29 protein-coding genes are annotated in these 25831 nt (G+C 41.8%); 1 reads left to right on the forward strand and 28 read right to left on the reverse strand.

The window, feature by feature from the left end; all coding sequences use genetic code 11:
- From GMD3S_RS0207945 to pbp2a, 5 genes are all read right to left on the reverse strand, one after another.
- Nucleotides 1–444, reverse strand: a 444-nt coding sequence (locus GMD3S_RS0207945) for a hypothetical protein (protein ID WP_025172975.1), incomplete at its 3' end; no start/stop codon positions are given.
- A 120-nt stretch (nucleotides 445–564) separates the two neighbouring features.
- Complete coding sequence (nusG, locus tag GMD3S_RS0207950) at nucleotides 565–1101, reverse strand: transcription termination/antitermination protein NusG (protein ID WP_000376732.1); 537 nt, start codon at nucleotides 1099–1101, stop codon at nucleotides 565–567.
- A 58-nt stretch (nucleotides 1102–1159) separates the two neighbouring features.
- Complete coding sequence (secE, locus tag GMD3S_RS0207955) at nucleotides 1160–1336, reverse strand: preprotein translocase subunit SecE (protein ID WP_000505776.1); 177 nt, start codon at nucleotides 1334–1336, stop codon at nucleotides 1160–1162.
- Nucleotides 1337–1345: 9 nt separating this feature from the next.
- Nucleotides 1346–1498, reverse strand: a complete 153-nt coding sequence (rpmG, locus tag GMD3S_RS10440; protein WP_001809375.1) for a 50S ribosomal protein L33 — start codon at nucleotides 1496–1498, stop codon at nucleotides 1346–1348.
- Nucleotides 1499–1550: 52 nt separating this feature from the next.
- Nucleotides 1551–3746, reverse strand: a complete 2196-nt coding sequence (gene pbp2a, locus GMD3S_RS0207960) for a penicillin-binding protein PBP2A (protein WP_000762596.1) — start codon at nucleotides 3744–3746, stop codon at nucleotides 1551–1553.
- Nucleotides 3747–3832: 86 nt separating this feature from the next.
- On the opposite strand from pbp2a, the gene GMD3S_RS0207965 reads away from it, so the two are divergent.
- Nucleotides 3833–4708 carry an RluA family pseudouridine synthase gene (locus GMD3S_RS0207965; RefSeq protein WP_008279513.1) on the forward strand — a complete coding sequence of 292 codons (876 nt, stop codon included), beginning with the start codon at nucleotides 3833–3835 and terminating at the stop codon, nucleotides 4706–4708.
- Between the two features lie 66 nt (nucleotides 4709–4774).
- Here the strand turns inward: GMD3S_RS0207965 and gap are convergent, their stop codons facing one another.
- From gap to GMD3S_RS0208080, 23 genes are all read right to left on the reverse strand, one after another.
- Entirely contained in the window at nucleotides 4775–5782 is a 1008-nt protein-coding gene (gap, locus tag GMD3S_RS0207970; protein WP_000260682.1) for a type I glyceraldehyde-3-phosphate dehydrogenase, read from the reverse strand.
- Between the two features lie 319 nt (nucleotides 5783–6101).
- On the reverse strand, nucleotides 6102–8753 hold the full coding sequence (adhE, locus tag GMD3S_RS0207975; protein ID WP_000763996.1) for a bifunctional acetaldehyde-CoA/alcohol dehydrogenase: 2652 nt from the start codon (nucleotides 8751–8753) through the stop codon (nucleotides 6102–6104).
- Nucleotides 8754–9048: 295 nt separating this feature from the next.
- The gene (locus GMD3S_RS0207980) at nucleotides 9049–9462 is read right to left on the reverse strand and encodes an MORN repeat-containing protein (RefSeq protein ID WP_000410457.1); all 414 of its coding nucleotides are present in this window, start codon (nucleotides 9460–9462) and stop codon (nucleotides 9049–9051) included.
- Nucleotides 9449–9892, reverse strand: a complete 444-nt coding sequence (locus GMD3S_RS0207985; protein ID WP_000724851.1) for a low molecular weight protein-tyrosine-phosphatase — start codon at nucleotides 9890–9892, stop codon at nucleotides 9449–9451. Before GMD3S_RS0207985 ends, GMD3S_RS0207980 begins: the two co-directional genes overlap by 14 nt.
- 47 nt (nucleotides 9893–9939) lie before the next feature.
- A complete protein-coding gene (gene yajC / locus GMD3S_RS0207990; protein ID WP_025168800.1) occupies nucleotides 9940–10260 on the reverse strand; it encodes a preprotein translocase subunit YajC in 321 nt (106 codons plus the stop codon).
- A 128-nt stretch (nucleotides 10261–10388) separates the two neighbouring features.
- Nucleotides 10389–12365, reverse strand: a complete 1977-nt coding sequence (gene tkt, locus GMD3S_RS0207995) for a transketolase (protein ID WP_000067909.1) — start codon at nucleotides 12363–12365, stop codon at nucleotides 10389–10391.
- 117 nt (nucleotides 12366–12482) lie between these two features.
- Entirely contained in the window at nucleotides 12483–13106 is a 624-nt protein-coding gene (locus GMD3S_RS0208000; RefSeq protein WP_000921432.1) for a hypothetical protein, read from the reverse strand.
- Between the two features lie 55 nt (nucleotides 13107–13161).
- Nucleotides 13162–14148, reverse strand: a complete 987-nt coding sequence (jag, locus tag GMD3S_RS0208005) for an RNA-binding cell elongation regulator Jag/EloR (RefSeq protein ID WP_000242591.1) — start codon at nucleotides 14146–14148, stop codon at nucleotides 13162–13164.
- Between the two features lie 14 nt (nucleotides 14149–14162).
- Nucleotides 14163–14990, reverse strand: coding sequence for a membrane protein insertase YidC (locus GMD3S_RS0208010; protein WP_000728097.1), 828 nt, complete (start codon nucleotides 14988–14990; stop codon nucleotides 14163–14165).
- Entirely contained in the window at nucleotides 14965–15336 is a 372-nt protein-coding gene (gene rnpA, locus GMD3S_RS0208015; RefSeq protein ID WP_000748120.1) for a ribonuclease P protein component, read from the reverse strand. Before rnpA ends, GMD3S_RS0208010 begins: the two co-directional genes overlap by 26 nt.
- A gap of 149 nt (nucleotides 15337–15485) precedes the next feature.
- Complete coding sequence (locus GMD3S_RS0208020) at nucleotides 15486–16676, reverse strand: acetate kinase (RefSeq protein ID WP_000167788.1); 1191 nt, start codon at nucleotides 16674–16676, stop codon at nucleotides 15486–15488.
- 50 nt (nucleotides 16677–16726) lie between these two features.
- Nucleotides 16727–17680, reverse strand: a complete 954-nt coding sequence (locus GMD3S_RS0208025; protein ID WP_000345143.1) for a class I SAM-dependent methyltransferase — start codon at nucleotides 17678–17680, stop codon at nucleotides 16727–16729.
- Nucleotides 17681–17740: 60 nt separating this feature from the next.
- Nucleotides 17741–18328: a class I SAM-dependent methyltransferase gene (locus GMD3S_RS0208030; protein WP_000679761.1), complete on the reverse strand. Its 588-nt coding sequence runs from the start codon at nucleotides 18326–18328 to the stop codon at nucleotides 17741–17743.
- 32 nt (nucleotides 18329–18360) lie between these two features.
- A complete protein-coding gene (gene comGG, locus GMD3S_RS0208035; protein WP_000265642.1) occupies nucleotides 18361–18774 on the reverse strand; it encodes a competence type IV pilus minor pilin ComGG in 414 nt (137 codons plus the stop codon).
- Nucleotides 18752–19213: a competence type IV pilus minor pilin ComGF gene (comGF, locus tag GMD3S_RS0208040; RefSeq protein WP_000250705.1), complete on the reverse strand. Its 462-nt coding sequence runs from the start codon at nucleotides 19211–19213 to the stop codon at nucleotides 18752–18754. The genes comGG and comGF overlap by 23 nt, the downstream gene beginning before the upstream one ends.
- Complete coding sequence (comGE, locus tag GMD3S_RS0208045; RefSeq protein ID WP_000413376.1) at nucleotides 19176–19478, reverse strand: competence type IV pilus minor pilin ComGE; 303 nt, start codon at nucleotides 19476–19478, stop codon at nucleotides 19176–19178. The genes comGF and comGE overlap by 38 nt, the downstream gene beginning before the upstream one ends.
- Nucleotides 19441–19875: a competence type IV pilus minor pilin ComGD gene (comGD, locus tag GMD3S_RS0208050; RefSeq protein ID WP_001180048.1), complete on the reverse strand. Its 435-nt coding sequence runs from the start codon at nucleotides 19873–19875 to the stop codon at nucleotides 19441–19443. Before comGD ends, comGE begins: the two co-directional genes overlap by 38 nt.
- Nucleotides 19838–20161 carry a competence type IV pilus major pilin ComGC gene (gene comGC / locus GMD3S_RS0208055; RefSeq protein WP_000735800.1) on the reverse strand — a complete coding sequence of 108 codons (324 nt, stop codon included), beginning with the start codon at nucleotides 20159–20161 and terminating at the stop codon, nucleotides 19838–19840. The genes comGD and comGC overlap by 38 nt, the downstream gene beginning before the upstream one ends.
- Before the next feature lies 1 nt (nucleotide 20162).
- Nucleotides 20163–21179: a competence type IV pilus assembly protein ComGB gene (comGB, locus tag GMD3S_RS0208060; RefSeq protein WP_000355375.1), complete on the reverse strand. Its 1017-nt coding sequence runs from the start codon at nucleotides 21177–21179 to the stop codon at nucleotides 20163–20165.
- A complete protein-coding gene (comGA, locus tag GMD3S_RS0208065) occupies nucleotides 21127–22068 on the reverse strand; it encodes a competence type IV pilus ATPase ComGA (protein ID WP_000249580.1) in 942 nt (313 codons plus the stop codon). Before comGA ends, comGB begins: the two co-directional genes overlap by 53 nt.
- 62 nt (nucleotides 22069–22130) lie before the next feature.
- On the reverse strand, nucleotides 22131–22496 hold the full coding sequence (locus GMD3S_RS0208070; protein WP_000286399.1) for a DUF1033 family protein: 366 nt from the start codon (nucleotides 22494–22496) through the stop codon (nucleotides 22131–22133).
- Between the two features lie 153 nt (nucleotides 22497–22649).
- Nucleotides 22650–23801, reverse strand: a complete 1152-nt coding sequence (gene nagA, locus GMD3S_RS0208075) for an N-acetylglucosamine-6-phosphate deacetylase (protein ID WP_001134442.1) — start codon at nucleotides 23799–23801, stop codon at nucleotides 22650–22652.
- A gap of 140 nt (nucleotides 23802–23941) precedes the next feature.
- A complete protein-coding gene (locus GMD3S_RS0208080) occupies nucleotides 23942–25759 on the reverse strand; it encodes an acyltransferase family protein (RefSeq protein WP_001220891.1) in 1818 nt (605 codons plus the stop codon).
- Between the last annotated feature and the right edge of the window lie 72 nt (nucleotides 25760–25831).

Consider the following 25831-nt stretch of genomic DNA (forward strand, 5'->3'; position numbering starts at 1 on the left):
TTCTCTCAGGAGAGCTTTACGTCCTCTAAAGACTTCTCCTCCCATTAGACGGTCTATTAACTCTTGTTTTTCCATACTCTGCTTTGATTTGTAATTCTTTAGAAGTTCGTGAAAGAGATAATAATCGTCCAGCCTGAGTCCTTTTTCTCCTAGACGATGACTAATCTCACTCACCTCTTCATAGGGTTCTTTGTCAAAACGGCGCTTGTGGCTTTCCTGTTTACGGATGTAATCTAGGATACGATTTCTAAACTTTGTTTTAAAGCAGACATAAAGTCGATGGCGCTCCCCCTCTAGTAACTCTGGGTTGCAACTCACCAGCTCATACAGACATAACATGCCTTCCTGATCCCAGTCCTCTTTCTCCCACAGATGCAAATGATAATCTTTGCGACACTTATGGACGATTCCCTTACTTTCTTCGTATAAATCTTTTAGATTCATAGACCTCTCCTTTCTGCATTTAGTTTAGCAAAATGCGCGAGCCACTGGGTCTACTTCCTCTATTCTATACTTCTTCCTCCCCCAACGGCACATAAAAAGAGAGGCAAAGCCTCTCTGGGGTTATAATTCTGCAATTTGGTTGAGATTCACTTCTGCAATCGTATCATTACCAAACATAGAGATAATCATCTTCACTTTGTTGTTATCAATTTCAGTAATTTTACCTGTGTAGTCTGCAAAAGCGCCATCAATGATGCGGACTGTCTGGCCAACTTCAACATCAATATCGAACTCTTGAACAGTTTGTCCCATTGAAACCAGAATATCACGGATTTCTTGTTCCAAAAGTGGAGTTGGTTTTGATCTGTTACCGTGTGAGCCGACGAATCCTGTTACGTTAGGTGTGTTTCGAACGACGAACCATGCTTCATCGGTCATGACCATTTCTACAAGGACATAACCTGGAAAGCGATTCTCTTCAACTTCCTTTTTCTTTCCATTTTTCTCAACTTGCACGGTTTGTGTTGGAATCTCAACACGTAGAATATTATCCAACATGTTATATGTTTGCGCACGTTGCAATAGATTTTCTTTTACCTTATTTTCATAGCCAGAATAAGTTTGTAGAACAAACCATCCCTTGTCAAAACTATCCATGATATTTCCTTTCATACATATGATAGAAGAAAGTTAGCAGAACTTCTCCACTTTTCTTCTAAAAAATGTTAATAAATCGAATCAAACCTGATACAATCAACTGGTCAAAAATGTAAATGATGACCACAAAGAAGGCTGTGTATTCCATAATAGAGCGAAAATCTCTCCAGCTTTCTTTGCGAGTTGGCCAAGTTGTTTCTTTAAGAAGTTTAAAAATATCCTTAATAAAGCCCATCGTTCTCTCCTATCTCGTTTCTCTATGTGTCGTATATTTTCCACAATGTTTACAAAATTTATTTACTTCTAGTCGTGTTGGCTTGGGGTTCCCACTAATTTTGATTGAATAATTCCTTGAACCACAAACTGCACAAGCTAGGCTTGCTTTTTTTAGTGCCATAACGCCTCCATCTTATCTATTATAACAAGAAACCTAGGCTTTGACAAGCCTCTTAACGAAATAGATTAAGGATTGAGTCCCATATTGTCTGGGCTTTTTCTTTTATTTTAGCTTCTGAAATCGCACGACCTGCTTCATCTACAAGATTTTGTGCACGACTACGAATATCTCCTATTGGGTCCTCAGACTGGTTTGTCTCATTTTCAACAACCTGCTTTTTCGTATTTTCTGGTTCAATACCATTTTGTTTATAAGCATTCTCAACTGTAAAAGTGCTACCTGTAGTGTAAGGTAAAATGGTATTAGCCATACTTCTAAAGACATGGGCTGCTCCATTGGAGGTCGAACCTGCTAGATAATGGTTCTCATCTGTTGTTGGGAAACCGAGCCAGTGGCTGATTACCACATCCGGAGTATAGCCGATCACCCACTGGTCACTGGTATATTCTGGGTTGAAAACAGCTTCAGTCGTACCTGTTTTACCAGCCATAACATAATCTGCCGGTGACGAACTAATTCCTGTACCATTGGTAAATGTTCCTAGCATCATGCTGGTCATTTTATCGGCTACCGACTTATCAATCACTCGTTTTTGGGAGTTTTTATGACTCTTGATGATCTGGCCGCTGGCATTTTCAATACGAGTGATGAAATGTGCTTCAGGCATCAAACCTCCATTAGCAAAGGCTGCATAGGCTTGCGCCATCTGGAGAGGATTCGTTTCCACACCTCCACCAAGAGCAACTCCAAGAACTCGGTCAACTTTTTCCATATTCAGACCAAATCTCTCCCCAGCGTCAAAAGCTTTGTCAATACCTAATTCATTTACAGTCGCAACAGCTGGCAGGTTGAGTGATTCCGCCAAGGCCTGATACATAGGTACTTCTGGAGATGTCTTAATACCTGCATAGTTGTCTACTTGATAACTGTTGTACTGCATCGTATGATTATCCAGTTGCTTGTTCAAGGCCCACCCTGCTTCTACTGCGGGTGTATAAACGACTAAAGGTTTAATGGTTGAGCCTGGGCTACGCTTAGACTGAGTGGCATAGTTGAAATTGCGAAAGCCTGGTTTGTCATCACCAGCTACACGACCAACAACTCCACGCACTCCACCTGTTTTAGGCTCTAGAGCAACACTACCTGATTCGGCATGCGTTCCGTCTTCTGCTGTTGGAAATAGCGAAGTGTTTTCGTAAATAACCTGCATGTTTGCTTGGTAGTTTTGGTCAAGCTCTGTATAGATGCGATAGCCGTTGTTGACAATCTCTTCTTCTGTGAGATTGTACTTGGAAACTGCTTCGTTGACAACTGCATCAAAATAGGACGGGTAACGATAATCTGAAACCTTGCCTTCATACTTATCTTGCAGTTGAGAAGACATATCTACTCCAGCCGCTTCGGTTTCTTGATTTTTATCAATATAGCCCGCTGCAACCATATTTTGCAAAACAGTATCCCTACGGTTGGTCGAAGTTTCAACAGAATTTAATGGATTGTACAATTCTGGTCCCTTGAGCATCCCTGCTAGAGTGGCCGCCTGATCAAGCGTTAGTTGTGAAGCCGATACACCAAAATATTTCTTACTTGCATCTTCAACGCCCCATACTCCATTTCCAAAGTAGGCGTTATTGAGGTACATAGTAAGGATTTGCTCCTTGCTGTATTTCTTTGTCAACTCTAAGGCAAGGAAAAACTCCTTGGCCTTCCGTTCAACGGTTTGGTCCTGAGACAGATAAGCATTTTTCGCCAACTGTTGAGTGATGGTGGACCCCCCTCCAGAACGACCCGCTGTAAGGATGGCTAGAAAGAAACGACCGTAGTTAATCCCATCATTTTTATAAAAAGAACGGTCCTCTGTCGCGACGACAGCATTCTGCAAGTCTTTACTAATATCTGTCAGTTCAACATAGGTTCCCTTTTGACCCGATAGGGCTCCTGCCTCTTTTTCTTCGCGGTCAAAAATCAGAGTTCGTGTTTTCAAAGCATTCTGCAAATCATTGACATTGGTAGACTTGGCTATCGCAAACAAGTAGGTTCCTACCAGTAAACCAGCACTTAACCCTAAAATGATGACGATTTTTGTCAGATGATAACGGCGCCAAAATTTCCGAATTGGGCCTACTTGGGACAATTTTTTTCTATCGCTCCGTGAACGACGCATGCTAGTCGAATCAGACTCCGCTGATTCATTCGTTTCTTTTTTAAAGAGAGAAAGAAACTTCTCAAATAATTTATCTAATTTCATGCGTTTATTTTATCATCTTCACCATAGGAACTCAAGAATTTAGCTACTCCCTATCCAAATAGGGCTTTTTTTGTTACAATATCTGTATGCAATTCACATTTACATTACCCGAATCCTTGCCACAAATGACGGTCAAACAATTTCTAGAGGAACAACTCCTTATCCCTAGAAAAATCCGCCATTTTTTGAGAATAAAGAAGAACATCTTAATGAACCACAAAGAAGTTCACTGGAACGAGATGGTCAAACCAGGTGACATTTGCCAGTTGACTTTTGACGAGGAAGATTATCCCCCAAAAGAAATCCTTTGGGGCAATCCAGACCTCGTTCAAGAGGTTTATCAAGACCAACATCTCATTATCGTCAACAAGCCAGAGGGAATGAAAACTCACGGAAATCAACCTGGTGAAATTGCCCTTCTCAATCATGTCTCTGCCTATGTTGGCCAAACCTGCTATGTCGTTCATCGTCTGGACATGGAAACAAGCGGTTTAGTGCTTTTTGCTAAAAATCCTTTTATCTTACCCATTCTCAATCATTTGTTGGAAAAAAAGGAAATCGTTCGTGAGTACTGGGCACTTATAGAAGGGCGAGTAGAGAGTAAAGAACTTATCTTCCGAGATAAAATCGGCCGTGATCGCCACGATCGTAGAAAAAGAATAGTTGATGCAAAAAATGGACAATATGCTGAAACGCATATCAGTCGATTAAAGCAATTTCCAAATCAGACTACCCTTGTCCGTTGCAAACTAAAGACCGGTCGAACGCATCAGATTCGTGTTCACCTTTCTCATCATAAGTACCCTATCCTGGGCGATCCTCTCTATAACTCTAGATCAAAAGTAAGCAGGCTCATGCTCCATGCCTTTCGACTTTCCTTTACCCATCCACTTACCTTAGAAAAATTGAGTTTTACTGCCCTCTCGGATACTTTCGAAACAGAATTAAAACAAAATGGATGACACTATCATCCATTTTTCTATACAAAAAAGCAAGACCAGAAGGCCTTGCTTTTATCGACTCAAGAATTATTTAGCGATTTTTGCAAAGTATTCAAGAGTACGTACAAGTTGTGCAGTGTATGACATTTCGTTGTCGTACCATGATACAACTTTAACCAATTGTTTACCATCAACGTCAAGAACTTTAGTTTGAGTTGCGTCAAACAATGAACCGTAAGACATACCTACGATATCTGAAGATACGATTGGATCTTCTGTGTAACCGTATGATTCGTTTGAAGCTGCTTTCATAGCTGCGTTCACTTCATCAACAGTAACGTTCTTTTCAAGAACTGCTACCAATTCAGTAACTGATCCAGTTGGAGTTGGAACACGTTGTGCAGATCCGTCAAGTTTACCGTTCAATTCTGGGATTACAAGACCGATAGCTTTAGCAGCACCAGTTGAGTTAGGAACGATGTTTGCAGCACCAGCACGAGCACGGCGAAGGTCACCACCACGGTGTGGTCCATCAAGGATCATTTGGTCACCAGTGTAAGCGTGGATAGTAGTCATCAATCCTTCTACAACACCGAAGTTGTCTTGAAGAGCTTTAGCCATTGGAGCCAAGCAGTTTGTAGTACATGAAGCACCTGAAATAACTGTTTCAGTACCGTCAAGAACGTCGTGGTTAGTGTTGAATACAACTGTTTTAACGTCGTTTCCACCAGGAGCAGTGATAACAACTTTCTTAGCTCCACCTTTAAGGTGTTTTTCAGCTGCATCTTTCTTAGCAAAGAAACCAGTTGCTTCAAGAACGATTTCTACACCGTCAGTAGCCCAGTCGATTTGTTCTGGATCACGTTCAGCAGAAACTTTAACGAATTTACCGTTAACTTCGAATCCACCTTCTTTAACTTCTACAGTACCGTCGAAACGACCTTGAGTTGTGTCGTATTTCAACAAGTGAGCAAGCATAACTGGATCTGTAAGGTCGTTGATGCGAGTAACTTCAACACCTTCTACGTTTTGGATACGGCGGAAAGCAAGACGACCGATACGGCCGAAACCGTTAATACCAACTTTAACTACCATTAGTGATTTCCTCCTTATGAAAATCATGAAAATTTTATTGTGAAAAGAGTAACTTGAATCACTACAAATCACCTTTCAACAAACCTATTATATAACTATTTGAGTTTAATTGCAAGTATGGGCGTTGATTTTCTCTCCTGCTTTTCTACTTTTTCTCCCCCTTTTCATTCATCTATTCTTTTATTTTCAAAGCATATCTCTAGAATCTTTTATAATATCTGCATATTTTCTTCATTTCAAGGTAAAACTCCGATTTCAACTCTTTCAGAGTTTACAAAAAAAGAGACAGGATCACTCCTGCCTCTAGGCTGATAAACGATTATTTACGACGTCCTGGACGTTCTGCATAACCATAGTAAGCATCTGCCATGATTTCTTCCATGTCAGCTACCATTGGCAAGCGTGGGTTCGCAGGAGAACATTGGTCTTCATAAGCAAGCAAGGCAATTTCATGCAAGCTGTCTTTCCAAGCTTTTTCATCGATTCCAAAGCCTTTGAAGTTCATTGTGATTCCAACTGCTTCACCAAGATCGTAAACTGCTTTGGCATACGCTTCAACCGCTTCTTCTGGAGTTGAGTGAGGCAATCCAAGCATTCTAGCAATATCTTGGAATTTTTCATCAGCTTTCCAGTAGTTGTACTTAGGCCATGTAGTCGTCTTAGATGGGCGAGTACCATTGTAACGGATAACGTATGGAAGCAAGATTGCGTTTGTACGTCCGTGAACAGTATGGTGAACCGCACCGATCTTGTGGGCCATTGAGTGGCTCATACCAAGGAAGGCATTGGCAAAGGCCATACCAGCCATTGTAGATGCATTGTGCATTTTTTCGCGAGCTTCTGGATCAGCTGTCTTAACAGATTTTTCCAACCATTCAAACACAAGTTTGATTGTTTGAAGGGCGATACCGTCTGTGTAGTCGTTAGCAAAGTTTGAAGTGTAAGCTTCAGTCGCGTGAGTCAAGACGTCCATACCTGTATCAGCAGCGATGAAGTCTGGAACTGACTCAACCAAAGCAGGGTCAACAATGGCAATAGTTGGTGTCAATGAGTAGTCAGCCAATGGGTATTTACGATTGTTTTTCTTATCAGAGATAACGGCAAATGGTGTTACTTCTGAACCTGTACCTGAAGTTGTTGGAATACCAATGTATTTCGCTTTTTTACCAAGTGATGGGAAGCGGAAGGCACGTTTACGGATATCCATGAATTTTTGAACCAAGTCACGGAAGTCGATTTGTGGTTGTTCGTAGAAGAGCCACATTACTTTGGCCGCGTCCATTGGAGAACCACCACCAAGAGCGATAATTGTGTCTGGCTCAAATGCTCTCATCACTTCAGTACCACGTTCTACAGTTGTGATATCTGGATCTGGTTCAACGTCTGAGAAGACTTGGACAGTTACACGGTTGCTACGTTTGTTCAATTGGTCAATAATGCGTTGAACAAAACCAAGTTTTTCGATCGATTTGTCTGTAACAATCATAACGCGTTCAATATCTTCACATGTTTGAAGGTATTGGATAGAATTGCGTTCGAAGTAAATTTTTGAAGGAACTTTAAACCACTGCATATTATTTCTACGTTTCCCTACTTTCTTGATGTTTAGAAGGTTGATCGCACTCACATTATCACCAACTGAGTTGTGTCCATATGAACCACATCCAAGTGTCAATGATGGAATGAAGGCATTGTATACGTCACCGATACCACCGAAAGTAGATGGAGAGTTCCAGATAATACGCATTGCTTTGATTTCTGTACCAAAGCGTTTAGCAAGAGCTTCGTCTTTTGTATGAATAGCTGCTGAGTGACCAAGTCCGTTAAACTCAACCATTTGGCGAGCTTTTTTAAGACCGTCTTCTGTATCTTCAGCTTTTAGGACAGCGATAACTGGTGACAATTTTTCACGAGTCAATGGTTCTTTCGGTCCTACTTCTGCACATTCTGCAGCCAAGATGTTTGTTCCTTCTGGAACGCTGAATCCTGCTTGTTCAGCAATCCATGCTGCTGGTTTACCAACGATGTTTGCGTTTAGTTTAGCACCTGCACAGTTTTTGCTGTTTGCTTTCACGCCGAAACAGAATTCTTCAAGAAGCGCTTTTTCTTTCTTGTTTACAAAGTAAGTGTGATATGATTTGAATTCTTCTACAAATTCGTCATATACTTCTTTATCAATGATAACCGCTTGTTCTGATGCACAGACCATCCCATTATCAAATGATTTAGACATAACGATGTCATGAGCAGCTTGACGAAGGTCAGCAGATTTTTCTACATAGGCAGGAACGTTTCCGGCACCTACCCCAAGAGCTGGTTTTCCACATGAGTATGCAGCTTTAACCATAGCGTTCCCACCAGTTGCAAGAATAGTTGCAACACCTTCGTGGTTCATTAGCGCTCCAGTTGCTTCCATAGATGGCTTTGTAATCCATTGAACACAGTTTTCAGGTGCGCCAGCTGCGATGGCTGCATCACGAACGATTTGTGCTGCGTGAGCTGATGATTCTTGAGCTGATGGGTGGAAGGCAAAAACGATTGGGTTACGTGTTTTCAAAGCAATGAGTGATTTGAAAATCGCTGTTGAAGTTGGGTTTGTTGTCGGAGTGACACCACAGATTACCCCTACAGGCTCCGCAATCTTTGTCAAACCTGTAATTGGATCATCTTCAATAACTCCAACTGTTTTAACTCCACGCATATTGTTCACTACGTGTTCGCAGGCAAATAGGTTTTTTGTCGCCTTGTCTTCAAATACTCCACGACCAGTTTCTTCAACTGCGTGTTGTGCAAGGATACCGTGCGCGTCAAGTGCGGCAACCGAAGCTTTTGCCACGATATAGTCAACTTGCTCTTGGTTCAACTTGCGCATTTCATCAAGCGCAACCAAGGCTTTTTTCACGAGACCATCGACATGCTTTTCAGCAGCAAGTTGTTTTTCCTCTGGGGTTACTGTTTTTTTATCAGCCATATTATCCTCCATAGCCTTTAAGGATGTTATCCTTTGTTAATTATTTCACAAATTTATTATAACTCTTTTTTTATGCTTTGTAAACAGTTTCATAAGCATTTCACAAAGAAATTTTCTAAGATTGTGATTTTTTTCTCAATATAGCTATACAATAGAGTTTTGTCTGGACGATTGTGAAATTATGGAAAAAATTTTTTTATTTCACAAAGTTTTTCTAGTTGATAGTTAGTTATCGAATTCAAGACAAGAAAGCGTTTTCTTTTCAGGCTTTGAAAATAGTCTCCTAACTTGGAGACTACTGTTTTTGCTGAAAAACGCCTTGTTTAAAGGTCCCCTCATAAACAACTTCTTGCTCTGTAGTCAACTTCCCTTGACCTTCAGCCTGACCATTTACAAAATCACCTTCGTATTTCCAGCCATCTTTTGATTGAAAAGTCCCTTTACCATTAAAAGCCCCATTATTGAACTCTCCTGTGTATTGGTCCCCGTTTTCAAAGGTCATAGTCCCCTGACCATTCATCTTCCCTCTTACCAAGGTTCCATCATAAACAAGCGCACCATTGTCAAGTGTCAGTACACCCTTTTTTGGAGTGTTTAGTAGAAAAACTGATACGGCGCAGATAGCGATTAGAAGAACGGTTGCAATCTCTATACGCGGGCGAGTTAGATATACTCGATATTTTTCAAAGATTTTTTTAAACTTTTCCATTGTCACTCTCATTTTCTAAACGGTCTAACCAGCTTTGGCATCCACTTGTGATGCGCGCATAGGTTTCCTCAAAATCTCCTGTGTACCATGGATCTGGAACACTTTCTGCCGCAAAAGAGTAGATCTTGTACTGTAGTTCCTGAGGGCACATGTGACGCAGATCTGAAACGTTTGAAGCATCCATACCGATAATGTAATCAAATGATTCAAAGTCCTCTCTGCCAATCTGAAGCGATGTTTTGTCTTTGTCATACGGGATCTGATACTGCTGAAAAATCCCCTGCGTCCCCTTATGAATCGGATTGCCATGTTCCCAAGATGACGTTGCCCGACTCTCGACTTGGTAAGCGCTCGTCATGGACTTCATCACAAACTCTGCCATGGGACTTCGGCAAATATTTCCTAAGCAAACAAATACTATTTTTTTCATCCCTTTTCCTCTTGTCTCATAGAAAAACGGGAGTGACAGGTCCCGTTTTATTCTTCGATTGCTCCGCCTTCGTCAACAACTGTTCCTTCTGGTGTCACAGCTTCTTTGAGTGGCAAAACGGTCTTGATCGCAGCCAATTCAAAGGTCAAATAAACCCCATCTACATCCAGTACGATTGTACCTTTCTCAGTATCTACTTCATCCACTGTTCCGTAAAGCCCACCAATTGTAATGACTTCATAGCCTTTTTGAAGCTTGTTCAAGCTTTCCATACGCTTTTGTGCTTGTTTCTTTTGAGAACGTTGCATAAAGAACATCAAGGCAAACATACCTACAAGCATGATCAAAAATGTTAAATTTGGACTAATATTTTCCATAGTATTTTCTCCTTTGTATTTTACATAGGACTACTATATCAAATTTCAGCTACTTTTACAAGATTGTGCCTTGTTTTTATGGTTATAAAAAATCAGAGTTTTCACTCTGATTTTTGTGATTATTTCAAGTTTTGAACGACTTTGACTAGATTTTCAACTGTAAATCCGTACTCTGCCAATACTTTTGGTGCTGGGGCAGATGCTCCAAAGGTATCAATACCGAGAACTGCACCATCAAGACCAACATACTTGTACCAGTTTTGAGTTGCACCCATTTCAACTGCAACACGACGGCGAACTGCATTTGGAAGGATTTCTTCCTTGTAAGCTGCATCTTGTGCGTCAAAGACATCTGTTGATGGCATGCTGACTACACGGACTTTTGCACCTTGGCTAGCCAATTCTTTGGCAGCTGCGACCGCCAAATTCACCTCTGAACCTGTTGCAATCAAGATTGTATCAAAGTCTGCTGCATTTTCATAGACAACATAGGCACCTTTCGCAACTTTGTCAAAGTCTGTTCCTTCTTCGACAGTCAAGTTTTGACGTGTCAAGACAAGGGCAGTTGGTGTTTTTTCGCTTGTCACGGCAAGGTACCAAGCCGCTTGAGTTTCACGCGCATCTGCTGGGCGGAAAACATTCAGATTTGGCATAGCACGGAGACCTGCTAAGTGTTCAACTGGTTCGTGAGTTGGACCATCTTCACCAACTGCAATCGAATCGTGGGTAAAGACATAAGTCACAGGAAGTCCTTGCAAGGCTGACAAGCGGACAGCTGCTTTCACATAGTCAGAAAAGACGAAGAAAGTACCACCGTATACACGAAGTCCACCGTGAAGGGCCATCCCGTTCAAGATCGTTCCCATTGCAAATTCACGAACACCAAACTGAATGTTGCGGTTCAAGCGATTAGCATCGTCTTGAAGTCCATCAGTCTTAATATAAGTCATGTTTGAGTGAGCAAGGTCAGCTGAACCACCTAGGAAGGTTGGCAATTTAGTAGCTACAACGTTCAAAGCATCTTGACTTGAGTTGCGAGTTGCTTGAGAAAATCCATTTTCTAAGGCTGGGAAGTCTGCTGGAGTCACTTTAACTGGATCACGGCCGTCGATGATGGCTTCTACTTCTGCAGCCAGTTCTGGATGAGCTTCTTTATAATCAGCAACTAATTTAGTCCAAGCTTGATAAGCTGATGCGCCACGATCTGCAACATTTTCTTTGAAATCAGCGTAAACTTCAGCTGGGATTTCAAATGGTTCATAGTCCCAACCAAGAGCTTGGCGAGTAGCCGCAGTTTCATCTGCTCCAAGAGGAGCACCGTGTACCGCATTAGTTCCTTGTTTGTTTGGAGAACCGTATCCAATAACAGTCTTCACTTCAATCAAAGATGGCTTGCCTGAAGCTTTAGCTGTTTCGATAGCAGCATGGATAGCTTCCAAGTCTGTTCCATCTTCAACCAAGGCTGTATGCCAGCCGTAGGCATTGTAGCGATCACGAACACTTTCAGTAAAGGAATCCTTTGTCTCACCATCCAAGTTAATGTCATTTGAATCATAAAGAACCACCAACTTGTCAAGTTTTTGCAAGCCTGCATATGAAGCCGCCTCACTTGAGACACCTTCCATCAAGTCTCCATCTCCACAGATCACATAAGTATAGTGGTCAAAGATATTGAAGCCTTCGCGGTTATACTTCGCTGCAAGGAAACGTTCTGCTTGGGCAAAACCAGTAGCAGTAGAAATCCCTTGACCTAGAGGACCAGTTGTAGCGTCAACCCCTGCTGTATGACCAAATTCTGGGTGACCTGGTGTTTTTGAACCCCATTGGCGGAAGTTCTTGACTTCTTCCATGCTCACATCTTCAAATCCAGAGAGATGAAGAAGGGCGTAGAGGAGCATAGAGCCGTGTCCTGCTGAAAGAATAAAGCGATCGCGGTTGATCCAGTTTGGTTGAGCTGGATTGATACGAAGTTGCTTTGTAAAGAGGCTATAGGCCATAGGAGCAGCCCCCATAACCACCCCTGGGTGACCTGAGTTTGCTTTGTTGATGGCGTCAATACCTAGAAAACGAATTGCATTAACAGATAGATTTGACATAGAATTTCCTTTCTCTTTGAGGTGATTAATAAATCACACATCCTATTTTACTATTATATGAAAAAATGCATAGAATAGCAATAAAACAATTTGCGTTCATCTAACACATTTGATTTTCTATTCCCTCGTCACTTCATAGTACGGAAGCAAGCGCGCATAAGCCTCTTCTAGCTTCTCCAATATCGCTTCTACTGACTGATTTTCAATGAAGGAAACATCTGCCTTAACCAAAACTTTACGGACTTCCTGACTTCTCACCTTCTCGCGTAAAGTACGACGATTCTCCTCAGTAGCCTCCACCTTATGACTTTCCCCATTTGAGTAGACTAGATAATAAATTCCTTCTACCGCTGGAAGTTCTAAAACCTTGGCTTGCTTGTCTAAAGTCTGTTCATCTTTCTTGCGCTCAATGAAGCTGACCTCAAAAGAAATCCCATAATTAGTAGGTGTTCCATACAAACGAAGAGCCATCATAGGTTCTGTCACTTGTCCGTCTCTCTGTAGATAGGCCCAGAAATGCGGTCGCAAGCGTTGCGCTTGGTTCATCCACTGACTAGTCTGTTGCAGTTGCCATTCTGGATGACTAGCTTGAAAGGTTTTGGCCAATTCTGTAAAAGACTTCCGAGCCTCTTGACCTTTTTGCCGCAAGGTCAACATCTTTTCTCTTTCATCGCCAGCTTTATCAGGATTACGGTACTGGACTCCTGCAAATGATAGGTATTCTCTAACTGTTTTCAGCATATCTGAATCTTTCCTTTCCTAGCAAAAAATCAGGATGAACCTGATTTTGCTTTGCTTATTCTGCATCTACGACAACATAGCGATTTGGCTCGTCACCTTCAGAGTAACTCGTCACGCCATCCATGCGTGAAATAATGCGATGGATTATCTTGCGTTCGCTATTTGACATTGGATCAGTTTGTTGACTACGCCCTTCCTCTAAAACGCGAGTCGCCAATTTTTGAGCGTAGGTTTGCAAGACTTCTGCACGGTGTTCAACATAATCATTGACATTGATCGTGATGTAGAAGGTTCTTGAATAGCGGTTATAAAGATAATTTTGAGCCAATAGTTGCAAGGCCTTCAAAACTTTACCATGATAACCGATAATACGGCCTGGTTCATTGGTGTCAATTTGAAGATTGATGGTGCGGCGATTGTAGTCGCTTGAAATCGTCCCTTCAACATCCATATCATCTACAATGGTTTGAACGTAGCTAGCTACTTCAGTTGCCACTTGTTCGATGTCATAACTTGGTTCTACTTTCAAGCCTAAATCTTCCAAAGATTGACTTGTTGCTTCCTGCGTTTCAGTTTCTTTTTCTGGAGCAGATTTCACTTCCTCGGTAGTATCCTCTGGTTCCAATTCATTTAAAATTGAAATATGGCCTGTTTCTTCCAAAATCGTGCTGGCGTGCTTTTCATTTTTCAGGATTTCAGCCTTGACCTCTTCAGAGACACCTTGACCTTCTTCTTCAATCTTCTTGATGGCTTCAACCACATATCCCAAATCAACTGTCGCTTCGCTGACGGTTTTCACTGGTTCATTTTTTTCATTAACTTCTTTTGGAACCCCTTTAATGGCCTGCTGGTTGGCTTTGATTACTGTCGTTTCACTAATGGCTTCGATATCAACTTGAGCTGGCTTCTTACCAAACAAGCCTAAAAATCCTTTTTTCTCTTTCGAAACGACCTTGATGTGGGCCTTCATTCTTGGAATGTCTAATTCTTTCAATCCTTTTTGGATTGCTTCTTCAACCGTTGAACCTGTAAATAATACCATTATCAGATTCCTCCTTATTTTTTCTTTTTCTGTGCTTTTTTCAAAGCTCTTCTCTTCTTGCCTTCTAAATCTTTTTCTGCTTGCGCCACTGCTTCTCTTTCGGCAATAATCTTGAAAGGATTGTTCAAGAAATAGGTTTGCAGAACTTGGTAAGCATTGGATACGGCCCAGTACAAGGCTACACCACTTGGGGCGGAGATGGCAAAAACAAAGATCAATACAGGCATACCATACATCATCCCTGTCGTAGCTCCACTTTTTTCGGACAAAGCTTTATTCGATAACCAGCTACTCAAGAAGGTAAAGACTGCCGCCAAAATCGGAAGGACAAAACTTGTATCTACTCCTCCCAAATTAATCCATAAAAAGTGACCTGTTTTCAAAAAGTCTACTCGACTCAAGGCTTGAAAAAGTGCCAAGAGAACAGGCATTTGTATTAAAATCGGCCAGAGAGAGGATGAATGTTTGATCCCTAACTCTTTATAAACCTTACGCATCTCCTGGTCTAGCTTGGTTCTACTTTCCATATCACGACCTGGGTATTGCTCTCGCAAAGCCTTGATGCGTGGTTGAGCCTCTTGCATTTTTCTAGAGGCAACCATCTGTGTCTGAAAGACCGGTAATAGAATCGTCCGGATCAAAATCGTGAAGAGGATAATCCCCACTCCGATACTAATGTCAAAGGACAAAAAGCGGATAATTTCAGCAAAAAAATAAACGAATTTGCTCCAAAAGTCTGTCGAATCTGCTGTTATATCGCTAGCTGTACCATTTGTTGCACAGGCTGTCATGATAAACAAGGACAAGCCCAACAAACTAGTCAACTGTAGTTTCTTTTTCACTCCCATTTCCTTCCTGGTAAATCTTTGATAACTTTAATACGTGGAGTAGGTTTTTCTCCATCTCTGCATATTCCAAGGTTTCCACCCCTTTTCGGGCAATCACGACAAAATCAACATGCTCTACTAAACTCCCTTTTACACTTTGTAGAATGTGCCGGATTCGTCTCTTGATTTGATTTCTGGTAACTGCATTCCCCAGCTTTTTGCTGACGGACAGTCCTACTCGAAAATGGTTTTGCTGGTTTTCCAATTGGTAGACAACAAATTTTCGATTGGCAAAACTTGTTCCGTCCTTGAAAATCGCCTTAAAATCTTTCTCTCTTTTTACACGAAAGCTTTTCTTCAAAACTCAACTCCATCTATTAAATTACTACTATTATACCATATTTTTTGAAAAAGCCAATAACAGCAAGGTTTTAGACATTTTCTACATAAAAAAAGCTGGAAAATCTCTTTCCCAACTTCTTTTTACAATCAAATTTTACGTGTATTTACTTATTTTTTCAAGCGCTCAACATCGCGTGCAATCACCAATTCTTCATCTGTTGGAATAACCAAGACACGGATTTTCGCTGCGTCAGTTGAGATGTCTCCCGTTACGCCAAAGACGTTCTTTTCTGGATCCACATCACAACCAAACCAAGAGATACCTGAAATGACATCCTCACGAACCAAAGCTGCATTTTCACCGATACCTGCTGTGAAGATAATCGCATCTGCTCCATTTAGGACTGCAAGGTATTGACCGATATGTTTTTGGATACGATCAACATAGATTTCATAAGCCAAAGTCGCATCATGGTCTCCTGCTTCCATAGCAGCAATCACATCACGCATATCGCTTGACTGACCAGAAACTCCCATGAGCCCTGATTCACGATTGAGAACGCGACTAATATCTTCTGGGGTATTAAAATCCTCTGTATATTGCATGAGATAAGGGATGATAGCAGGGTCAATATCTCCTGTACGAGTTCCCATCATCACACCTCCAAGTGGTGTGAATCCCATAGAAGTATCCACAGACTTCCCTCCCTTAACAGCTGTGATAGAAGCCCCGTTACCAATATGGCAGGTAATCAATTTCAAGTCTTCTAGAGGGCGGCCCAAAAGTTTCGCTGCTTCTCCTGCGACAAACTGGTGGCTTGTCCCGTGGGCACCATATTTACGAACCTTGTTGTCTGTGTAGTATTTAGTTGGTAGAGGGTAGCGATAAGCCTTCTCTGGCATGCTTGTGTGGAATGAGGTATCAAATACGACAACACTGGTAATATCTGGCAGCAATTCCTTAAATGCGCGAATTCCAGCTGCGTTAGCTGGATTGTGAAGAGGAGCCAACAGTCCCAATTCCTCAACTTTTTCTAACACATCTCCCTCAACAACTGTTGATTCCTTGAAATATTCACCACCTGCAACGACGCGGTGGCCGACACCTGTAATCTCATCGTACCCTTTGATAATGTCAAAACGAATCAAGTCATCCAATAAAATTTTAACGGCTTGTGTGTGGTCTTCAATATCAAGAATTTGTTGCTCCGAACGACCGTCAAATTTTACAGTTGAGATCGAATCCTTCAATCCAATACGTTCAATCAAGCCTTTAGCCAAAACTTTTTCCTCAGGCATTTGATAAAGTTGCCATTTCAAGCTTGAGCTTCCTGCATTGATTGCAATTGTTTTTGTCATAAGATGATACCTCTTTTTAAGCGTTTTCATCTATTATAACAAAATCTCTTTTATATTTCAGTACCTTTGCTCCAATTTTGAAAATTTTCTTTAAAGGTCAACAAAACTGACGGATCTTGCAAGCTAGTAAGAGGGTAAACAAAGGGTTCTATTTCCTTGTCTCTTTTCTTCTGTAAGACAAAAATACTTTTAGCTTGGCTTGCAGTTGAGAAAATATCCTCTGGCAGAGCGATGATAGCAGCCAGACTCACTTCGTCTTTGAGCCACCCTTTTAATAAGTCACTTTGAGGACTGGTCAATAAATCACTCGGAGCTAGAAAAATAGCATAGCCATCTGACTTAAGGTACTTGAGGCCTTGTTCCATCAGCAAATGGTGGGCATAGGTATGCTCTTGACTAGAAGCCACTTGATAGCGTGAAGCGATGGCATCGTCTGGGTAATAGCCAACAGGTAAGTCGCTGATGACCACGTCGCTTTCTTTAAGCATTTGCGGACGAACGGCATCTCCTTGGACAAAACCAGCCTGCAAACCAATCACATCTGCCATACTGGCTGCCAAATCAATCAGCAAGTCATCCACTTCGATTCCCAAGTAATCTACTTTTTTAGCGAGAGAAGTCAAGAAAGTAGCCCCCAAAATCCCCATACCAGAACCTATTTCGAGAATGCTAATTTCCTCTTTATGAAGCAACTCTTCTACAACAATTACCAAGAGGAGGGCAATGGCATCTGGTGTAAACTGGTGATTGGCCTGTAAAGGTTCCGTTTGTCCTGCCTTCATCAAGAGAAACTGGTAGGTCTTGAGCCACTCTTCCTTGCGAAGCGCTAAGCGCTTAAGGGCTTGATTGTTCTCCTTGACCTGCTCTAGATTGGTCTCGCCATCTAGATAGATACTATTTTGCTCTACCAAGGCGTCATAAAAGTTGGTCGCCAAATCACTTTGGATGACTTGGACATTCTCTAGTAAATACGTATAAGCTTGTTCAATTTTTTCAAAATCCATATTTCTATCTTATCAAATTTCCCTCCTTTTTTCCATTCCTATAGAAAAATCACTCCCTTACTAGGCGAGTGATTTTTGGGCTACTGTTAAAAAGAGCTCTGCGTAATTTCCTAGGAAAAGACCTTCGGCACTGTAAAGGATCTGACTGTCAATGCTCGAAAAACCAAACTGGGCTAGCTTGTTTTCCAGTTCAGCTAAATCAAAACCATGATGGTTGGTATCTGTCTTGACAAAATCAGCGATGAGGACCTGTCCATTCTCCCTAAGATGATGGTGAAACATAGCAAGAGTTGCATCTAGATCAGGCATATGATGAAGAACCCTACTGACAACAATTAGGTCAAATTGCTGCTCCAAGGGATTTGCCAGTAAATCCTGCTCCAAGAGTTGAAGATTCCTGATTTCTTGTTCCTCTGCTTTCAAACGGGCTTGCTCCAGCATTTTCTCCGAGATGTCTACAAGGGTAACCGACTTGGCCTGCTTGGCTAGGGGCAAAGCTAACAGACCTGTTCCACCACCAAAATCCAGTATTTCCTTGTCTGATAGAAGAGCAATCTGTTTTTCAACTGCTTTACAAACTAAGTTTGCAAGAAAGATATTTTTGGGCGAATCAAAGGTTTCTGCTTTGTGATTAAAATCATGTTTCATGCTTTTAGTTTAACACAAAGTAGTTGAATTGACTAGGAATTGTCTTTCTTTTCAGGCTTTTCTTCTGATTTTTTCTTCCCTGCTTGATTGCTTGAATCAGTCGCTACCTCTTCCTTTTTATCCGTTTTCTTTTCTTGGATTTTCATCGGAGGAAAGAGAAATTCATAGTTGCCCTTATTCATACGAACACTTGTTGTAAAACCTGTTTTCGTATTTTGATACCTGACTTTTCCTAAGTTAAAGACTCGTTCCCCGCTCTCTTGCTCAGCCTTATCTTTGCTTCGTTTGGCCATGGCAAAAGCGACCAACTTTTCTTTGTTTAGGGTAAAGTCTTTGTGATGGGCGACTTGCCGATTCAAATAAAACTGCAACAAAAGGCTAAAAATGGCTGCAATGGTGACTGCATATAAAAGAACACCTGCCTTAACTTTTTGCTTTTTCCACACGATAGATGAACTCCCTTTCTAGGCCCTTTTGAAATTGGAAACGAAAGCGAACCAATTGATTTTCCTCTGTAATTTGAGCTGATTTGAGCCCATAAACCATAGGTTGGTAGCCCCGTCCGCTGGTATCCGTTTTTCGAAAATCATCCGATTTAGACTTTCCTATAGAGATAGCCTTACCATCCTGTTTCATGTAGAGGCGATTGCCTTCTACCTTTTCAAACTGCGAACGATCTAACTCTGCCTCCAGTTGATCCACAAACAAGAGCCACTCTTTTTGCTCGCTTTGCTGCTGGTAACGAACTTCTGAAATGAGGAGCTGACTCATAGCTTGAAAAAGGAGCAAGCCTCCGCTAATGACGATAAGGGCAATCAGAGATTCTAATAGAGTGAACGCTCTTACCTTACTGCTCTTTAAGATACAGCAACTTCTCTGAACCATGGTAGACCTCCAATCCCTTTTCACTAGCAAACACCTGAATCTCCACTCCATTTATGTTTACCTGATTTTGACCTGTCTGCAGAGCCATCTTAGCTACACGTAAGACTTCTTCCTTTTGCAAGATTTCTGCCTCTTCCTGCCTATTTTTCTGGATTTGTCCCAAAAGAAGGGTCGCAATGCTGGCAAAAACGGCTAGAGCAACTACCGCTTCCAGTAAAATCACTGCCTTAATTTTTTGTTTCCTTAATGCGTTTAATTTTTCCATTTCCTAGATATAATTGATAGCGAATCGCTCCTTTGCTGGTCTGAAATTCAACCTTAGCCAGGGACGAATTGCCCCCAGCTCGGTCAAATATAATGCTTTGTCCTGATGGTGCCTGAATCCCTTTAGGAACGGTCAAGTTTTGACTGCCGTTACTGATCGTCTGTCCATCTAAGTTCAGACTGGTCTTTTGCTGACTGGCTACACTGCGTTTTTGCGTTTCCCGATAGAGTTCTTCAAACTCCATAAAGAAAATCTGCTCCTCTACCGCTGCAAAACTGGACTGGACAGAGCCAGACAAGCCTAAACCAAGGATACTCACAAGTCCCAAAACTAAGAGACTTTCCAGTATAGTAAAGGCCTTAATCTGCAACAGTTTGACTGGTTTTTTGTTTTGCATGGTAGTCTTTATAAGCTTTGGCTTGCTCTGCTGTGATACGACCGTCCGCTTGTAATTTGCTAAGGCTAGCATCTTCATTCTTGTCCAGACTATAGAGCTCTGCCTGGCTTTCTACGACCTTGACAACAGCAGCTTTTCCTTTATCATCTACGGCATCCTTTTGCTTGGTCAAATTGGGCACAAAGAGCAAGAGAAGAACACTGATGATAAGCAAAACCACCAACATTTCTACCAACGTGAAAGCTTTAACCTTGGCTTTTTTTAAATTTGTCATGAGTTTTTTCATTTTAAAAATTTACCTCCATATTTTGATACATGGGCATAAGCATTGCCGCATAAAGTAAAACGATAATCAGGGCCACAAAGATAAAAACCAGTGGCTGTACCAGATTCATGGTACGATTAACTCGGGTAAAAAAGGCTTCCCAAGTTTTTTCAGCATAGATTTCCAACTCACTCCCCAGCTTGGACTTGACTTCCCCATACTCGATGATGAGACTCAACTCCTTTTTAAAGAAAGGATAGGTCGCTATGGTTTGAGAAAATTCGCGGCCATTTTGCAGGGCTTGAGCCAAATCTTGACCGATTTCTTTAAAGAGCTGAGAACCCAGTTCCTGCATGATCTGAAAAATCTGCGTCAGCTCCATCCCCTGTGAAATCATATTGCCCCATTCACGCGCATAATAGGCCGTCAGATAGGTCTGGACAAAGATTCCTAGAAAGGGAACCCGTGCCAACATCGAGAAAACCCGCATCTTGGAACTTCTTTTGTAAAAAGTGAGGGCTAAAAGTAAAGATAGAGAGCAAACCAACACTAGCCCCAGAAAAATTTGTGGCAGATTGCCAATGATTTGGGTGGCGATATTGCTACTGTCCAGTTGGGGGAGCAAATAATTCCTGAGCCCCAACATGATTAGCAGGAGAAATCCCAGCAAAATCAAAGGATAGGTCGCTACTTCAATTAACTTCTTCTTGACCTTGGACAAATTATCCAGATATTCTTCTATCTTCCCCAAACTCAGGTGAAGATTCCCATGTACTTCAGCTAGAGATAATTGGGTCACAATAGCACTTGAAAACCCCAAGCTGTCCATCATCTCTGAAAAGGATTTCCCCTGAGACAAGCCTTGGTGCATCCGGGCCACATAGTCCTTTTCCAGCAGGGCACTTCTGCCCAAAAAAGAAATAATTTCCACCAAATGAAAGCCACTGGAAAAGAGGTTGTTAAACAGGGTGATGATTTTCTTCTGCTTAGCTGTAGCTAATTTTTTCCGTTTCAGCCTGAAGACTTGTGATATGTCCATCTTTAAGAAGCTGGTCAATCTGCGCATTCCAGCTAGTTGGCTGGTGTTCTTGAAAGTCTTTGTTTGCAAAGTCAACGATTCCTCCTCCCCCGATTAATCTCTGGTAGCAGACTCCTTGCAGAACAACTGCTAATTCTTCCTCCGTCACACCTAACTCCAGAAGGCGTTCATAAACACCTCGGATACTCTTGGCATGAATGGTTGAAAAGACTGTCGCCCCTGTCAAACTGGCTCTGACCACTGCACGCGCCGTCTCGCTATCCCGAATTTCACCGATAATCAAGAGGTCAGGACGATGCCGGAGAGACAGTTTGATGAGATTTTCATAGGTCAAACCAATCGCTTCATTCAACTGCAACTGGAGCATGTCTTCCTGCTTGATCTCGACAGGATCTTCAATGGACATGACCTGTTGCCCCATAAACAGAGACTTGGCTAATTCGTGCATCAGAGTCGTCTTGCCACTTCCGACTGGACCTGCAAAGAGATAGAGTCCCCGTTGCCTGTACTGCTCACCCAGTTCGTTCATATCCTGAAACCAGAAATGCAGGTCCTGCTCCTCATCGTGCAACAAACGAATGACCAAACTCTCATGTCCCCGATAATCTCCCACGGTAGACAAACGCAGAGAAGACACCTTCTCCCCATGCTGATAGTCGCAAGAGCCCAGTTGACTACGTCTCTTCTCTCCTACGTTCATACCCGCCACAAACTTAAAATGACTAATCACAGCAGCTAAAACATCAAACTCATAGGAGTCAACGAGACACCGCTCGTCTCCAATCCGCATGTGAAGCTCGTAGGACTTTTCCTTGGGAATGAAATAGATATCCTGAGCCTTCTTTTCTTTCGCAGTAGCAATAATTTTCTGTGCAATTTCTTGTACCATACCGCCCTCCTTATCTAACTATTCGCAAAAAAATAAAAAAAGCAACTTAAAAAGTTACTTTTTTATCTCCATTTCATGCGGCAAGAACGGTGTTTTTCTTGACCTGTTTGTTTTTCGTAGCCTGGACGTAGCTTTTCATCGGGGATGACTTGCTCATCCTGTAAAAGTGCCAAAGAATGGTACTGCTGCAAATACTCATCGCACTCATCACACCAGCGTTGGTCGGCAGGATCCCAAAAAATAGTCATCAAATCACTCCGACTTTTATAAAGAGGATTCTTCTTTTCCAGCTCAAACCAGCATGATTTATAATATTTTAGAGCATCATAATACTTGTCAAAAGATTGACTCATGATGACATCTTCTTCCCAACCTTCTATGAACCACCACGGTTCAAAATCCCCATACATTTCTATAACACGATACATTCTTACTACTTCCTTTGTATCGTATATTATATCTAATTTTTTATTACAAGAAAAGGATTTTGCTTGTTTCCCCCATTAGCAATTTCTTTAATCCTATTATTTTCATCTGATAATAAAAATAGGAGTCCTTTATTGACCCCTATTTTTATCATCTTAGGCTTGATAACGTTTCACACCATCTAGGTAGGTTGCTACCAATTCCAAATCTTTATCCAGTACGATAAAGTCGGCATCATAACCTTCACGGATTTGACCACAGACATCATCGATGTGAACAGATTTTGCTGGGTTGAGGCTGGCCATCATGACTGCTTCATGCGGATTCGCAATGCCCCATTCGACCACATTCTTCAAACCATCTTTGAGTTTAAGGATAGAACCTGCCAAATTGCCTGTAGATTTGAGGCGAGCAGTTCCATTAGCAACTACTACTGGGAATTCTCCCAACATGTAGTCGCCATCTTCCAAGCCACCAGCTGTCATACAGTCTGTGATAAGGGCGATATTTTCAGTTCCCTTTTGTTTGAGCAAGATATCACAGGCCTTTGGATCCACATGGTGACCGTCACAGATCAACTCTGCATAGGTATGTGGCAACTCATACATGGCTCCCACCATACCGAGCTCACGGTGAGTCAACCCACGCATTCCATTGTAGGCATGTACCCAAACGCTTGCTCCAGCATCCACTGCTTTTTTAGCTTCATCAAAAGTCGCATTTGAGTGTCCAAGAGCAACAGTCACTCCTTCACCCGTAATTGTACGAACAAAGTCTTCTACACCTTCACGTTCTGGCGCAAGGGCAATTTTATTGAGCAGGCCATTAGCTGCTTTTTGCCAAGCACGAAACTCATCCATACGAGGATCTTTCATGTAAGCAGGGTTTTGAGCTCCCTTGTATTTCTCTGTGAAATAAGGCCCTTCAAAATAGATTCCACGAATCTTGGCTCCACTTGCTTCCTGGTAACGAGCACCGATATTTTCAGTTACCGCAAGCAACTGCTCGTAAGAAGAAGTCAACGTCGTTGGCAAGAAGCTAGTAACACCTGTGCTAAGCAATCCTTCACTCATAGTATGAAGGGTTCCTTCGATGTTATTATCCATGACATCGACACCACCAAATCCATGAATATGGGTATCCACAAGTCCTGGGGCAATGCTATAACCGGTATAGTCAATCACCTCAGCTCCTTCAGGAATCTGTTCTACATGTTTACCAAACTTGCCATCCACAAGTTCCAAGTAACCGCCACGACGAACTCCGTGTGGGTAGAAAAACTGATCCGCTTTAATATAATTAGGCATAATGATAACCTCCTTGATAGATTGATTCTAGAATTTATTATGTCAATTACATTATAAACCTTTCTTTTTCATTTGTAAATGGTATAGACCTATTTTTCGTGGATATTTTAAAAGAGCTGGATTTCTCCAACTCTTTGATCTTATTTTGATTTTACAGGCAGTTCTTGAGCAGCCTTAACAGCAGCTGCAATCGTCTCTGCGTAAAGTTTAGCACCTTCTTCAATCATGTTGCTATCATTCCCAAAGTGGACTTGGTCGGTTCCAGCCCAGATTTCAGGGTGTTCCTTAGCAACCTTATTCCAGTCAGCGATGCTCACGTAAGGATTCTTTTCAGCTAATTCCCGCGCATAAGCCGCATACTGCTCCACTGATGTGTAAGTGTCCTTACTCTTATCTCCCTCATAAGGTGTCACCAGTATCAGATGGTGTCCTTTCGGTAGATTGTTCACGATGCTGTCCAAGTCATTCTTATAGCCTTCAGGATTATTGACTCCCGTTGCAATGACAACAGTTTTTAGCAGCGCCTTGTTCTGACTGTTATTGAGCATAATGTCATTGGCTTGCTTGGTCGTTCGACTAACCTGAGCATTGATATTTGCTTCAGGAAGTGCCTCTTGTAAGGCTGTATTGGCACGCAAGGCTACCGAATCTCCTATCAGGCTTGTTCCCTCAGAAATTCCTAGACGACTCAGTTCAGCTTGTTCAGCAAGAGTCTTTGTTTGTCCTATATTGGTCTGGGCTTGTTTGAAACCATTGACCATCAAGTCTGTCTCAAAAGCTCCAACTTGAGGAGCCACAGCTATGATAATCAAGCTAATCAAGGTAAGAATGCCAGCACCAGTAGCACTAATTGGTTTAATATGGGGCAATCGACTAATCTTCCGTATTAAAGGATTGGATTTACCGGCAATCAATGGCTCAATAATATAGAAGGATAGGATAGCAAAGAAATAAGAAAAGATAATTGTCAGAATAACAGCAGGCAGATTACTCATCAACTGAGAAAAGATAATATAAAAAGGCCAGTGGAAGAGATAAACCGCGTAGCTGGTATCCGCTAAAAATGTAATGATCCGAGGTTCTTGTATCTCAGGCGTTTTCTCATGCAAGACACGCGCAGCAAAAATCATGGTCACTGCCGCTAAACTTGCTAGCAAGAAGCCAAATAAGTACGCAAACAGGTAGGTGAACTTGACAAAGAAGGTCAAGAGCACTAACACCAAAAGCCCAGCAGCAAATACCAGTAGATTCTGACGAATATCCCATGTCCGGTCAAACTGCTTGACTAAATCGCTCGTCTGACGAACCCCCACAACCGTCGCCAAAATGCTTCCTAAAAAGAAGGGATAGACATGGGTCAAACTTGAAAAGTAGACAGATGAATAGGAACTCGCCATTAGACTACCAATAAACATGGAGAAAAAGCTAATGATAAAAGCTCCAGCAGAAAGGAGAAAGACCATCCCTCTCAATTGACTACTAGATTTTGAACGTTTCGATAAAAACCAAACCGCTAAGCCCCAAAGGATATAGTAGTGAACCTCAACAGCTAGGCTCCAGTTGTGAACAAAGAGATGCGGAATGAACTGGGATTCATAACTACCCCCTGTTAACATTTCGTAGAAGTTGGTCATAAAACCGAGAACTCCAGCTATCTGGCCACCAATTCCAGCAACATAGTCTTGACGAACCAAGAAAGTAAAAGGCATGGTCACCAAAACCATCAGCACCACAGGTGGCACGATGCGGTAAAACCGTCTCTTAAAAAAGCCCAGCAAATCAATCTGGCGTGCCTTCCCAAATTCTTCTAAAAGGAGGGAGGTGATCAAAAATCCTGAAAAAGTGAAAAAGACATCTACCCCAAAGAATCCTCCAGGAAAGATCGTTTGAAAGAAGTGGTACAAAAGCACCAAAAGTAAACCTGTAATCCTAATCAAGGAAAACCATTTAATACGCATACGAGTCTATTCTCCATTAAATTAGGAAGCAAAACACCACCTAATTTCCATTCCATTATACTCCCTATTCTA

It is taken from the genome of Streptococcus sp. GMD3S (assembly GCF_000298695.2).
Taxonomy (GTDB): domain Bacteria; phylum Bacillota; class Bacilli; order Lactobacillales; family Streptococcaceae; genus Streptococcus.